At 74.5% G+C, this 12,510-nt stretch carries 15 protein-coding genes, 1 tRNA gene and 1 other RNA gene; 11 read left to right on the top strand and 6 right to left on the bottom strand.

Annotated features, from left to right (window positions below; all coding sequences use genetic code 11):
• The 3 genes from ffs to RB146_05830 form a co-directional block, all read right to left on the bottom strand.
• Positions 1 to 79, bottom strand: an RNA gene (gene ffs, locus RB146_05840) — signal recognition particle sRNA large type; the annotation flags it as partial.
• Positions 80 to 96: 17 nt separating this feature from the next.
• Positions 97 to 822: a signal peptidase I gene (lepB, locus tag RB146_05835; GenBank protein ID MDQ7828500.1), complete on the bottom strand. Its 726-nt coding sequence runs from the start codon at positions 820 to 822 to the stop codon at positions 97 to 99.
• A 45-nt stretch (positions 823 to 867) separates the two neighbouring features.
• Positions 868 to 960: transfer RNA gene (locus RB146_05830), tRNA-Ser, on the bottom strand.
• A gap of 365 nt (positions 961 to 1,325) precedes the next feature.
• On the opposite strand from RB146_05830, the gene RB146_05825 reads away from it, so the two are divergent.
• Positions 1,326 to 1,676: a hypothetical protein gene (locus RB146_05825; protein ID MDQ7828499.1), complete on the top strand. Its 351-nt coding sequence runs from the start codon at positions 1,326 to 1,328 to the stop codon at positions 1,674 to 1,676.
• 82 nt (positions 1,677 to 1,758) lie between these two features.
• Here the strand turns inward: RB146_05825 and RB146_05820 are convergent, their stop codons facing one another.
• The 3 genes from RB146_05820 to RB146_05810 all read right to left on the bottom strand — a co-directional run bounded on the left by RB146_05820 (position 1,759) and on the right by RB146_05810 (position 3,522).
• Positions 1,759 to 2,022, bottom strand: a complete 264-nt coding sequence (locus RB146_05820) for a hypothetical protein (protein ID MDQ7828498.1) — start codon at positions 2,020 to 2,022, stop codon at positions 1,759 to 1,761.
• Positions 2,023 to 2,225: 203 nt separating this feature from the next.
• Positions 2,226 to 2,654, bottom strand: a complete 429-nt coding sequence (locus RB146_05815) for an STAS domain-containing protein (protein ID MDQ7828497.1) — start codon at positions 2,652 to 2,654, stop codon at positions 2,226 to 2,228.
• 10 nt (positions 2,655 to 2,664) lie between these two features.
• Positions 2,665 to 3,522 carry an isoaspartyl peptidase/L-asparaginase gene (locus tag RB146_05810; GenBank protein ID MDQ7828496.1) on the bottom strand — a complete coding sequence of 286 codons (858 nt, stop codon included), beginning with the start codon at positions 3,520 to 3,522 and terminating at the stop codon, positions 2,665 to 2,667.
• Between the two features lie 241 nt (positions 3,523 to 3,763).
• Between RB146_05810 and RB146_05805 the strand changes: the two genes are divergently transcribed.
• The 10 genes from RB146_05805 to hemH all read left to right on the top strand — a co-directional run.
• A complete protein-coding gene (locus RB146_05805; GenBank protein MDQ7828495.1) occupies positions 3,764 to 4,378 on the top strand; it encodes a helix-turn-helix domain-containing protein in 615 nt (204 codons plus the stop codon).
• Positions 4,375 to 5,655, top strand: a complete 1,281-nt coding sequence (gene hemA / locus RB146_05800; protein MDQ7828494.1) for a glutamyl-tRNA reductase — start codon at positions 4,375 to 4,377, stop codon at positions 5,653 to 5,655. The genes RB146_05805 and hemA overlap by 4 nt, the downstream gene beginning before the upstream one ends.
• Positions 5,648 to 6,562, top strand: coding sequence for a hydroxymethylbilane synthase (hemC, locus tag RB146_05795; GenBank protein MDQ7828493.1), 915 nt, complete (start codon positions 5,648 to 5,650; stop codon positions 6,560 to 6,562). Before hemA ends, hemC begins: the two co-directional genes overlap by 8 nt.
• 61 nt (positions 6,563 to 6,623) lie before the next feature.
• Entirely contained in the window at positions 6,624 to 7,370 is a 747-nt protein-coding gene (locus RB146_05790) for a uroporphyrinogen-III synthase (protein MDQ7828492.1), read from the top strand.
• An 85-nt stretch (positions 7,371 to 7,455) separates the two neighbouring features.
• A complete protein-coding gene (gene hemB / locus RB146_05785; GenBank protein MDQ7828491.1) occupies positions 7,456 to 8,424 on the top strand; it encodes a porphobilinogen synthase in 969 nt (322 codons plus the stop codon).
• Complete coding sequence (locus RB146_05780) at positions 8,421 to 9,161, top strand: chlorite dismutase family protein (protein MDQ7828490.1); 741 nt, start codon at positions 8,421 to 8,423, stop codon at positions 9,159 to 9,161. The genes hemB and RB146_05780 overlap by 4 nt, the downstream gene beginning before the upstream one ends.
• A gap of 3 nt (positions 9,162 to 9,164) precedes the next feature.
• A complete protein-coding gene (locus RB146_05775) occupies positions 9,165 to 9,323 on the top strand; it encodes a hypothetical protein (protein ID MDQ7828489.1) in 159 nt (52 codons plus the stop codon).
• Between the two features lie 2 nt (positions 9,324 to 9,325).
• Positions 9,326 to 10,600 (top strand): glutamate-1-semialdehyde 2,1-aminomutase, encoded by a 1,275-nt coding sequence (gene hemL, locus RB146_05770; GenBank protein ID MDQ7828488.1) that lies wholly within the window; start codon positions 9,326 to 9,328, stop codon positions 10,598 to 10,600.
• The gene (gene hemE, locus RB146_05765; GenBank protein MDQ7828487.1) at positions 10,597 to 11,628 is read left to right on the top strand and encodes a uroporphyrinogen decarboxylase; all 1,032 of its coding nucleotides are present in this window, start codon (positions 10,597 to 10,599) and stop codon (positions 11,626 to 11,628) included. Before hemL ends, hemE begins: the two co-directional genes overlap by 4 nt.
• A partial coding sequence (gene hemH / locus RB146_05760; GenBank protein ID MDQ7828486.1) for a ferrochelatase occupies positions 11,625 to 12,510 on the top strand: 886 nt, incomplete at its 3' end. The genes hemE and hemH, both read left to right, overlap by 4 nt.

The following is a 12,510-nucleotide window of genomic DNA, read 5'->3' as shown; positions in this document are numbered from 1 at the left end:
CCCGGGCCTCGGGCGGGGATTCAGCCCCGCTGTAGCGGATTGCGGGTACAGGGAACCGCTAGCTCCCCACCTAGCACGGCCGCACCTCATTGTACCCTATTGGCCCAGGAGCAGGCGGGCCCGGTGCGGGGGCCAGTAGATGAGGATCGCCTGCCCCACGAGGAGGTGGCGCTTGACCGCGCCGAACGCGCGGCTGTCCTCGCTGTTGTTGCGGTTGTCCCCCAGGACGAAGACGGAGTCGTCCGGGACGGTCACCGGGCCGTACTCCCCGGCGATCTCCCCGTTCACGTACCGTTCGCTGAGCGGCTGCCCGTTCACCAGGACCTTCCCGTCGCGGATCTCCACGCGCTCGCCGGGCAGCCCCACCACCCGCTTGATGTAGTTGCGCTCGGGGTTGCGTGGGTAGCGCATCACCACCACGTCCCCCCGCTGGGGCGGGCGCAGGTGATAGATGAATTTGCTCACGAGCACCCGGTCGTGCGGCAGCAGCGTCGGCTCCATGGAGTACTGCTCCACCTGGAACGCCTGGGCCACCGAGACCATGATGAGCTGGGCCAGCAGGAAGGCGATGACGAGCGTCTTGGTGACCTCCAGGACGCTCTGGCGGGTGCGTCGCCAGTCGAGCGGCGGCAGGTGCTGCTGGGCCCGGCTGAGGTAACCGCGGAGCGGCTGCAGGGCCTCCTCGAGGGGCGCCAGGGCCCCGGCGATCCGGGCGCGGAGCGGGTGCAGGCGGTGGCCGGCGCGGGCTAGAGCCGCGTGGAGGCGCGCCCGTGCCAGCGCAGCGTACCGCGCCCGAACTTCAACGAAGCGGTGCGATCCCATCACGACCCGCCGGTCCGCAAGAGAGGGGGTGACCTCGACCCCTGATGGCGGAGGGGGCGGGATTTGAACCCGCGAAGCGGCTTGTGACCGCTTACCCGCTCTCCAGGCGGGCGCGCTACCGGGCTACGCGACCCCTCCGGCGGTGCAGGCCCCGGCCTCCGGCCAGGCCTCTGCCTTCGATTATAGCGGGTGCACCCGCCCGGGTCCGCCTATAGCGGGTGCACCCGTCCGGGTCCGCCCGCACATTTTTCACGTCTCGTTCATTGCCCTGCCGGAAGCGGTGAGTATCATGATTCTCCCCGGGCGGCCGGTCCGGTCGGGATGCCTCGAGGACAGCCGCCGATGGATGGCATGACGACAGTCCTCCACCCCCGTGGCGGGCGCCTCCATTCCGAATCCGCACGGGCCCCTCAGCTCGGGGAGGAAGGAGGTGAGAAGCCTGCCGTCGCGTTGAAGGTCATCCGCACGCTCATCTGCACGGAAAGGAGGAGTGGGGAGTCGGTATGGAGCAGGTGCTGATCCTTGCCCGCGGGTTCGACATCCCTCAGGCGACCAGGGCCCAGGTCTCGAGCATGCGCGCCGCCCTGGAGCAGCTGAGCCGTGATCCCAGGGTCAAACAGGTGTTCGGACTCACCGGATACAGCACCGGCTTCGCGATCTGGTCGGAGGTCAGCAACCCGGCCGAAGCCGAGCGTCTCAGCTCGCTGTGCCGCGTCTACGGGCTGACCAACGTGGAGATCTTCCCCCTCGTCAACTCCGAGCACCTGCGCATTGGCCTCGAGGAAGCTGAGCGGGTCTCGGTGACGGTTCCCCGCGAGGTGCCGGCGCCGACGCCTGCTCACGCCGGTACCTGAGCCGCGCGGACACCAGATCGTCGCAACCGGTCACGAGGGGCGGGGCCTGATCCCCGCCCCTCGGTCTCCCCGCCTCGTCGCCTCAGGAGAGAATTTCGGCGCCGTCGGCCGTCTGGACGACGATCGCCCGCGCCCGCGCCTGCTGTTCCCAGACCGCCTCGGGGACATCCTGGACGCGCCTGAAGACCGCGGTCGGCCGCCAGCGTGAGCCGACGTGCAGGATGGAAAGCGGGCCCTGGTGGCGGAAGCGGTTGAAGGCGATCCACAGCCGGGCAGCATGCTCGTCCCGGAACGGTCCTGCAAGTGGGTGACCGCGGCTGTCGAGAACGAGGTAGTCGTGCTCCATGGCGTGCTCCTGTACCAGTGCCCCTCCCCTCGTTTGCCCTGGCGAGACCGGCAGGCAACGTGCGGGCACCATGAACTAGTAATATTGGCGGAGGAGGTGGTCATCTCCTCCTCCTCCATCCCGCATTTCCCCCGAACATTGTCTGTCCGGTCCGGGGACATCGTCCACTCCCTGTGGGAGCTCCGGGGGGAGCTCCGGCCGGATCAGCGGCCGGCCGGACGGGTACCGTCGGCGCCGGTTTCGGCCCCGGCCTCCTGGCCCAGGAGCTGCAGGGCCATCCCCACGGATGGAGTGACGACGAGGAACCGGCGCCCGTGGACGAACTCGAGCATCCGCCGCACCCGAGGAGCGCTGGCCACCACGATCAGGCGGCCGCCCGTCCGGTGCCAGCGGTGATAGGCGTGCTCCAGCGCCTGCACGGCCGCCAGGTCGACGAAGGAGACCCCGCTCAGGTCCACGATGACCGTGGGACTCACCGCCCGCCCCCGCCGCAGGGCGACTCGGAAGAGGTAGACGGTAGAGAGGTCGATGGCGCCGTCGACCCTGAGGAGTGCGGCCTCGCCGATCCGGCTCACCTGCCAGGCGAGGGGCTCCGAGGCCGTCAGTGGCGGCGTGAGCAGCCAGTCCGTCATCCCTTCTTCCTTACGCGCCGGTGCCTTCCTCCCCTTCCCGGATCCAGGCGTGGACCATCTGGGCGGTCGTGAAGGCCACACCGAACTCCCCGCGGGCGTTCACGACGATCAACCCTCCGCGACCGCCGACCTCGGTGACCGTGGCCAGCGCGGCGGTGGCGGCGTCGTCCGGCGACGCGTGGTCGAGCGCGGAGACCGCCCGGAACGCGGCCACGGCGCGGATGAAGGCCTCTCCCGTTCCGGTCGCCGACGCCGCCCCCCGCTGATCGGCATACGTGCCCGCGCCGATGACGGGGGTGTCCCCCACGCGACCGGAGCGTTGCCCGAGCCGTCCTCCCGTAGAGGTCGCTGCCGCCAAGCCCCCCGAGCTGTCGCGGGCCACCGCGCCGACCGTCCCACCCTCCTCTACGCGCCGGGATGCCAGGAAGGTTGCCAGGCGCTCTCGCTGGCGGGGGGTGATGAGGGCCGCCGGGTCGACCCGGGGCAGTCCGGCCTCGCCGGCCAGCGCATCGGCCGGTGGGCCGACCATCAGGACGGTCTCGCGGTCCAGCAGGAGCCGGGCGAGCCTCACGGGATTGCGGGTCCGCGTCACCCAGGCGACAGCTCCCGCCGCCCGGTCCCACCCGCGCATCACCGCCGCGTCCAACTGGACCTGCCCGTCCCGCGTCAGGACCGCTCCCAGGCCGGCGTTGAACTCCGGGTCGTCCTCAAGGGCGGCCACGGCCTCGACGACGGCCTCGACGGCGTCCCCTCCCTGGCGCAAGATCGCCCACCCTCGCCGGGCGGCCTCCAGACAGCCGGCCCGCCGGCGCGCCTCGCGCTCCGCATCCGCCGCGCCCGCCCCGCCGTGGACGACGATGACCCGCATGGACGAGGAGTTCGGCTCCCCCTCCCGGGTTCACCTCGGGACCTCGACAGGTTCATCTCCCACGCACCTCCCTTCCTCGATCCGTGAGGGGAGCGCTCTGGGAAGGTTTCCCCCTTTCGGGCGGTGTGGCCGAGGCGGCCCCTGTGGTCCGAAGCATGACCGAGGCCGCGCTCGTCTCGGCTCGGTCGCGAGCCAGGGGTTTGCACAGGATCTGGGCGAAAAGTGTAGAATTGTATAAGTAATGCAAGATTCGACGCCTCCCCGCTGGCTGCCCCTGCGCGACGCCGCCGCCCTGCTGGGGGTGGACGAGGGCACGTTGCGCCACTGGGCCGATCAGGGGAAGGTCCGCACCTTCCGCACGCCCGGTGGCCACCGGCGCTTCCTGGAGGAGGACCTGCGCGCCCTCATGACCCCGCCGCCCCCGGATGTGGCCGGGGCGTTGCGGCGCCGGACCTTCCGGCTGGCCAGCCAGCTCCCGGCCCGCCGCCTGCGCGCCCAGCCCTGGTTCGCCGGATTGGACGAGGCCTTCCGGCGCCGGGCGCGCGCCTACGGCCGGGCCGTCCTGGAGCTCGTGGCGGGGGCGGCGGGGGGAGAGGTGGAGGCGAAGGCTGCGCTGCGCAAGATCCGCACCATCGGCCACAGCTACGCGCGCGAGCTGCGGCAGGCGGGGCTGTCGCTGTCGCACGCCACCGAGGCCTTCTGCCTCTTCCGCAGCACGCTCCTCCTGCGGACGTTGCAGGTCGCCCCTCCCGGGGAGGCGCAACTGCGGACGCTGCGCCAGGTGAACCGTCTGCTCGACGAGGTCCTGGTCACCATCGTGCGCGACTACGAGGCCCGTCCCGAGGCTCCGGCATGATCGCGGCGGTCGGCATCACCCACAAGACGGCGCCGCTGGCGGTGCGCGAACGCTTCGCCCTCCCCCGCGACACCGCGCGCCGTGCCCTCCAGTCACTGCCCGGCGAGGCGCTGCTGCTGACCACGTGCAACCGGACCGAGCTCTACGGGACGGCGCCGGCCTCGCAGCTGGCCGAGAGACTGCTGGCGGCGGCGGGCTGGTCCGGCGGCGGTGCATCCATCGACCCGCTGGTCGTGTGGGACGCCGCCGAGGCGGTGCGCCACCTCCTGGCGGTCGCTGCCGGGCTGGACTCCATGGTGGTCGGGGAGCCCCAGGTGCTGGCCCAGGTGCGGGCGGCTCTCGCGGAGGCGCGGACGGCAGGCCGGCTGGGCACGGTCCTGGACCGCCTGGGACAGCGCGCTCTCGTCGCCGGCCGTCGGGTGCGCGCGGAGACGCCGCTCGGCCGCGACCGCCCCACCATCCCCAGGGTGGCCGTGCAGGCGGCAGGGGAGCTGCTCGGCGGGCTGCGCGGCCGCCGCCTCCTGCTGGTCGGTGCCGGCAAGGTAGGCATGCTCACCGCCCGGGCGCTGCGCCGCCAGGATCTCGACGCGATCCTCGTGGCCAACCGCACCATCGAGACCGCCCGGGCGCTCGCGCGCGCGGTCGGGGGGCACCCGGTGGCCTTCGACACCCTCGACGAGGCGCTGGGGACGGCCGACATCGTCATCACCTGCACGGGGGCGCCGGCGCCGGTGCTCACCCGGGAGCGCCTGGCCCGCGCGCTGGCCGCGCGTGCCGCAGGGGACCAGTGGAGCCAGCCGATGGTCGTCGTGGACCTGGCCGTGCCGCGCGACGTGGAGCCGGCCGCCCGCCACCTCCCTGGACTGAGCCTGATCGACCTCGATGACCTGCGGGCGCGGGCGCAGAGTGCGGTGCCGCCCGAGGTGGTGGCGGCGGCCACGGCGATCGTGGAGGAGGAGACGGAGGCCTTCCTCACCTGGCTGGCCGGGCGCGAGGCGGTCCCCACGATCCAGGCGCTGCGCCGGCGGGCCGAGGCGCTGCTGGACGCCGAGGTGAGCGGCTGGCGCGACGGCGACGCGGAACGCCTGCGCGCCTTCGGCCGGCGGTTGCTCAACAAGCTCCTCCACCACCCCACGGTGCGCCTGCGCGACCGGGCCGCCACGCACGGGCGGACCTACGTCGAGGTGGTGCGCGACCTGTTCGCCCTGGAAGAGGGCGAAGGCGACGGCGCCCCCGGGCAGCCCGCACCGGTCCGACACGAGGAGATCGGTGGCTGAGCGGCTGAGGCTGGGCACGCGGGGGAGCACGCTGGCCCGCGCACAGGCCGACTTGGTCGTGCAGGCGCTGGCCGCGCGCGGCGCCGCGGTGGAGGTCGTCATCGTGCGCACGGCCGGGGACGAGGGCGGCGGGCGCCCGATCGCGGCCCTGGGCCGCGGGGTCTTCGTGAAGGAGCTGGAGGCCGCCCTGCGCGCGGGGGCGGTGGACCTGGCCGTCCACAGCGCCAAGGACCTGCCCACGGGCGAGAGCCCCGGGCTGCGCATCGCCGCGGTCCTGCGGCGCGGCGATCCGCGGGACGCGCTGGTCAGCCGCGACGGCTCCCCGCTGGCGGGGTTGCGGCCCGGTGCGGTGGTGGGGACGGACAGCCCCAGGCGGCGCGCGTTCCTGCTGGCCGCCCGTCCCGACCTGGCGGTGGTGCCCCTGCGCGGCAACGTCGATACCCGGCTGCGCCGCCTGGAGGCCGGAGCCTGCGATGCCGTGGTGCTGGCGTCTGTGGGACTCGACCGGCTGGGGTGGGGAGACCGGATCACCGAGCGGCTCGACCCCGCGGTGATGCTGCCCGCGCCGGGCCAGGGGGCGCTGTCCGTGCAGGTGCGCGAGGAGGACCGGGCCGTGGAGGCGTGGGTGCGGCCGCTGGACGATCCGGCCACCGCCGCGGAGGTGAGGGCCGAGCGCGCCTTCCTGCAGGCGATGGGCGGGGGATGCCGCGCTCCGATCGCGGCACTGGCCCGGGTGGCGGACGGGCGCCTGGTCCTCCAGGGCGCGGCGGTCAGCCCGGACGGACGGCAGGTGGTGCGGGGGGACGCGTCGGGGGCGCCCCAGGACGCGGCGGCGATCGGGGTGCGGCTGGCTCGCCACCTGCTGGCGCAGGGCGCCGGTGCGCTCGCCGCGGAGGCGCGGACGTGAGGCGCCGCGGCCCGGGCGCCGCACCCACCCGACGGTGAGGGTTCCCGGCGGAGGGGCGCACGTGAGGCGTGTCCTGGTGACGCGGCCGGACGGGCGCGAGCTGTGCGCGAAGTTGCGCGCGCTGGGGTGGGAGGCGGTCGCGATCCCGACGGTGGCGATCATGCCGGTGGAGCCGGGCGGGGATCTCGACCGGGTAGCGCGGCGGCTGGAGGCCTACGACTGGATCGTGGTGACGAGCGCCCACGGCGCGCAGGCGCTGGCGGCCGCACTGGCGCGCACTGGTGCGCCGCGCCCCACCCGTCCGCGGTGGGCGGCGGTGGGTCCGGCGACGGCCAGGGCGCTGCAGGCGGCCGGCGTGCAGGTGGCCGTCGTCCCGGCGCGCTACCTGACCGCCGCCGTGGCGGAGGCCCTCGGCCCGGTCGACGGTCTGACCGTGCTGTTGCCGCGCGCGGACGCCGCCTCCCCGGAGTTGCCGCGGCGGCTGCGAGCGCGCGGGGCGCAGGTCGAGGAGGTCGTCGCCTACCGCACGGTGGAGGGACCGGAGCGCTCCCGTCTGCCGCTGCAGCGGGCGCTGACCGACGGGATTGACGCGGCGCTCTTTACCAGCCCCTCCACGGCGCGGGGGTTCTGGCGCCTGGCCCCGGAGCCCCAGCGGGCGCTGGCGGGGGTGCTGGTCGCGGCCATCGGCCCGGTGACGGCAGGCGCCCTGCGCGCGCTCGGCCGTCCTCCCGACGTCGTGGCCGCCGAACACACGGCGGACGGGCTGGTGGCGGCGCTCGCCGAGGCGGCGAGTCCACCGGTGCGATAGGGAGGGCGAGTCCGCGGGTGCGGTCGGGAGGGCGGGTCCACCGGCGCGCGAGGGAGGGAGGAGGATGCGACACCTGACCGAGACGATGAGCCTGACACGTCGGATGCGGCGGCTGCGGCGCACCGGGGCGCTGCGGGCGCTGGTGCGGGAGACGCGCCTGAGCCCCGACCGCCTCGTCTACCCGCTCTTCGTGCGCTACGGCCAGGGGGTGCGCGAGCCCATCCCGGCGATGCCGGGGCAGTGGCGCCTCTCGGTGGACCAGCTCGCCCGGGAGGCCGCGGAGCTGCGCGCGCTGGGGGTGCGCGCCGTGCTGCTCTTCGGGATCCCCGAGCACAAGGACGCGCTGGGCAGCGGCGCCTACGACGAGGCGGGGGTCGTGCAGCAGGCCTGCCGCGCGCTGCGGGACGCCGACCCCGACCTGGTGATCATGGCCGACGTCTGCCTGTGCGAGTACACGAGCCACGGCCACTGCGGCGTGGTGCGCGGCGACGTGGTGGACAACGACGCGACGCTGGAGGTGCTGGCCCGCACCGCCACCTCGCTGGCGGCGGCGGGCGCGGACGTCGTGGCGCCGAGCGCCATGATGGACGGCCAGGTGGGCGCGATCCGTCGTGCGCTGGACGGGGCGGGCTTTCCTGATACGGCCATCATGGCCTACGCGGCCAAGTACGCTTCGGCCTTCTACGGGCCGTTCCGGGAGGCCGCCGGCTCGGCCCCGCAGTTCGGCGACCGGCGCGGCTACCAGATGGACCCTCCCAACGCCCGCGAGGCGCTGCGCGAGATTGCCCTGGACCTGGAGGAGGGCGCCGACATCGTCATGGTGAAGCCGGCGCTGCCCTACCTGGACGTCGTCCGCGCCGCCCGCGAGGCTGTCGCGGCACCGCTGGCCGCCTACCAGGTCAGCGGGGAGTACGCCATGCTGGTGGCCGCGGCCGAGCGCGGCTGGCTCGACCTGCGCAGCGCCGCCCTGGAGGCGCTCACCGGCATCGCCCGCGCGGGGGCGGACATCCTCATCACCTACTTCGCCAAGGACGTGGCGCGGTGGCTGGCATGAGCGGACGCGGGGAGGCCCCCGACACCGCCACGGCGGCCGACCGCACGGACGCGACGGAGCCCGGGCCCGCCCGGCGCGTCGTCCAGGTGCTGGCCCTACGCGTCGACCCGGCGTGGCGGCGCCTGCCCGAGGCGCAGCGGGACGAGGACCTGGCGCGCTTCCGGGAAGCGGCGGCCGCCGCGGCCGGGCGCGTCCTCACCCACACCTACTCCATGGTAGGGTTGCGCGCCGACTGCGACCTCCTCTTCTGGCGCCTGGCCGCCTCCCTGGAGGACCTGGAGGAGACGGCGGCGCTGCTCCTGCGCTCGGGCCTGGGCCGGTGGTGCCGGGTGGCCCACAGCCTGATCGGGCTGCTGCGCCCGTCCGTGTACGTGAAGCACCCCACCGTCCAGGAGCAGGCGCTCGTCGACGGGCGGCGCAGCCGCTACCTGGTCGTCTACCCCTTCGTGAAGTCCGCCGAGTGGTACCTCACCCCCAGGGAGACGCGGCAGCGGATCATGGCCGAGCACATCCGGGTGGGCCACGCGTACCCCATGGTGCGCCAGCTCCTGGCCTACTCCTTCGGGGTGGACGACCAGGAGTTCATCGTCGCCTACGAGACCGACGACCTGGCGGCCTTCCAGGAGCTGGTCATGGCGCTGCGCGAGACGGAGAGCCGCCGCGCCACGGTGCGCGACACCCCCATCCTCACCGGTGTCCACCGCCCGCTGGAGGACGCCCTGCGGTTGCTCGGGTAACCCGTGGGCCGCGCCGACACGTCCCCCCGGCCCCTGCCCTGCGGCGAGCCGCCGCACTCCATCTTCGCCCGGGCGCGGGTCTGCGGCGGGTCGCGGGCCCGCGCCTATGCCCGCACCGGGGACGAGCTGGCCAGCGACCCCCTCTGCCCCTACCAGCCGTGACGGTGCCGGTGCAGGCGGATCTCCTGGGTCGGGCCGGGCGCCTCTTCCCCGGCGGCGTGAACAGCCCCGTGCGCGCCTTCCGGGCGGTGGGTGGCACGCCGCGCGTCATCGTGCGCGGCCGGGGCGCCCACGTCTGGGATGCGGACGGGGAGCGGCTGGTGGACTACGTCGCCTCGTGGGGCGCCGTCATCCTGGGGCACGCCGACCCGCAGGTCGTCGAGGTGGTGCAGCGCGCCGCCGCCGCGGGCACCAGCTTCGGCGCGCCCACCCCGGGGGAGGTGGAGCTCGCCGAGCTGGTGCAGCGCTTCGTCCCCTCGATGGAACGGATGCGCTTCGTGAACAGCGGCACCGAGGCCGTGATGAGCGCGCTGCGCGTGGCCCGCGCCGCCACCGGCCGGCCGAAGGTGGTGAAGTTCGCCGGGTGCTACCACGGCCACGCCGACATGCTCCTGGTCCAGGCGGGGTCCGGCGTGGCCACCCTGGGGCTGCCCGGCAGTGCCGGCGTGCCGGCCGAGGCCACGCGCCACACGCTGGTCGCGCCGTACAACGACCCCGACGGGGTGGCAGCCCTCTTCCGGGAGTTCCCGGAGGAGATCGCCGCCGTCATCGTGGAGCCGGTGGCCGCGAACATGGGCCTGGTCCTGCCGCGGCCCGGCTTCCTCCAGGCGCTGCGCGACCTGACGGCCAGGTATGGCGCGCTGCTGGTCTTCGACGAGGTTATTACCGGGTTTCGCGTGGCCCCGGGCGGCGCGCAGGAGCGCTATGGCGTGCGCCCCGACCTGACCTGCCTGGGGAAGGTGGTCGGCGGCGGCCTGCCGGTGGGGGTCTACGGGGGGCGCGCCGACCTGATGGCGCAGGTAGCCCCGGAAGGACCCGTCTACCAGGCGGGGACGCTCGCGGGGAACCCGGTGGCCATGGCGGCCGGTGCAGCTGTCCTGCGGCGCCTGCAGGATCCCCAGGTGTACGCCGACCTAGAGGCGGCCACCGCGCGCCTGGCGGAGGGGCTGCGCGACGCGCTGGCGGGCGAGGCCTCCGTGGCCGCCACCTGCGGGATGCTCACCGTCTTCTTCCGCCCCGTGTCTCCCGAGGACTACGCCCAGGCCCAGGAGGGCGATGGGGCACGCTTCACCCGCTTCTTCCACGCCATGCTGCGGCGCGGGGTGCTGCTGCCCCCTTCGCCGTTCGAGGCGTGGTTCCTCACCACAGCCCACACCCCCGACGTCGTGGACGAGACCGTGGCCGCCGCGCGGGCGGCCGCGGCGGAGGTGGCAGCGTGACCGACCGCTTCCTGCGCGCCTGCCGCCGCGAGCCGGTGGACCGCACGCCGGTCTGGTTCATGCGGCAGGCCGGACGGGCGCTGCCCGAGTACCGGGCCGTGCGCCAGCGCTACGGCCTGCTGGAGATCATGCGCCAGCCGGAGCTGTGTGCCGAGGTGACGCTGCAGCCGGTGCGGCGGCTGGGCGTGGACGCCGCCATCCTCTTCGCGGACATCATGCTGCCGCTCGCCGGCATGGGCGTAGAGGTGGAGCTGCGGGACGGTGTGGGGCCGGTCGTCGCCCCGCCGCTGCGCACGCCTGCCGACGTGGACCGCCTGCGGCCGTTCGAGCCGGAGGAGGCGGTGGGGCCGCTGCTCCAGGCGGTGCGGCTGGTGCGTCAGGCCTCGCCGGTCCCCCTGATCGGATTCGCCGGCGCGCCCTTCACGCTGGCCGCCTACCTCATCGAAGGGGGACCCTCGCGCGACTTCCTGCGCGTGAAGGCGTTCATGCACCGCGAGCCTGCGGCGTGGGCCCGCCTGATGGAGCGGCTCACCGACGCCACGGTGGCCTACCTCCGTGCGCAGGTGGCGGCGGGCGCGCAGGCCGTGCAGCTCTTCGACTCCTGGGCGGGCGCGCTCAGTCCCGCCGACTACCGGGACGCCGTGCTCCCGCACGTGCGCCGCCTCATCGCCGCGCTCCCCCCGGTGCCGCTGATCCACTTCGGGACGGGGACAGCCGGCCTGCTCGAGCTGGTGGCCGAGGCCGGGGGGGATGTGATCGGTGTGGACTGGCGCATCCCGCTCGACCTGGCCTGGGCCCGCATCGGCCCTCGGGGTATCCAGGGGAACCTCGACCCGGCGGCCGCGGCGGGCCCGCGTGAGGTGATGGAGCGCCACGCCCGGGCCATCCTGCAGGCGGCCGGGGGCCGCCCCGGGCACATCTTCAACCTGGGCCACGGCATCCTGCCCCACACGCCGGTGGAGAACCTGCAGCGCCTGGTGGACCTGGTGCACGAGGTGGACCCGGTGCACGAGGCGGACCTGCCGTGAAGTCGGCCGTCCTGCTGATGGCCTACGGATCGCCCCGGAGCCTGGACGACGTCGAAGCGTACTACACGCACATCCGTGGGGGGAGGCGGCCCTCCCCCGAGCTGCTGGCGGACCTGGTGGAGCGCTACCGGGCCATCGGCGGGCGCTCGCCGCTCCCGGAGATCACGGCGCGGCAGGCCGCTGCCCTGGAGGAGGAGTTGCGGCGGCGCGGGCATCCGGTGCCGGTGCGGGTGGGGATGAAGCACAGCGCGCCGTTCATCGGTGAAGCGGTGCAGGCGCTGGCGGCGGAAGAGGTCACGCACCTGGTCGGGCTCGTGCTGGCGCCGCACTACTCGCGCATGAGCATCGGCCAGTACGTGGCGGCGGCCGAGGCGGCGCGGCCGGCGGGCGTGACCGCCGTCTACGTCGAGCAGTGGCACGACCACCCGGGCTACCTGCGCGTGGTGGCCGAGCGGGTGCGCGCGGGCCTGGCGGGCCTGCCGGAACCGGCGACCGTGGTCTTCACGGCGCACTCGCTGCCGGAGCGCATCCTCGCCTGGGACGACCCCTACCCGCGCCAGGTGGAGGAGAGCGCCCGCCTCGCCGCGGCGCTGGCCGGGGTGGAGCGCTGGACTGTCGCCTACCAGAGTGCCGGGCGCACGGCGGAGCCCTGGCTGGGCCCGGACCTGCGCTCGACGCTCGCCGACCTCCGCCGCCGGGACGTCCGCGGGGTGCTGGTGGCGCCCATCGGCTTCGTCGCCGACCATCTGGAGGTGCTCTACGACGTCGACCTGGAGGCGCAGTCGGAGGCGGAGCGCCTGGGGATGCGCCTGGCGCGCACGGCCATGCCCAACGACGCGCCGGACTTCATCGCGGTGCTGGCCGACCTGGTGACGCCGCGGC

The organism is Armatimonadota bacterium (genome assembly GCA_031081585.1).
GTDB classification, from domain to species: Bacteria; Sysuimicrobiota; Sysuimicrobiia; order Sysuimicrobiales; family Humicultoraceae; genus Geohabitans; species Geohabitans tengchongensis.
Note: the sequence above shows the minus strand (reverse complement) of the source record. Positions and strands in the feature narration are given on the sequence as shown.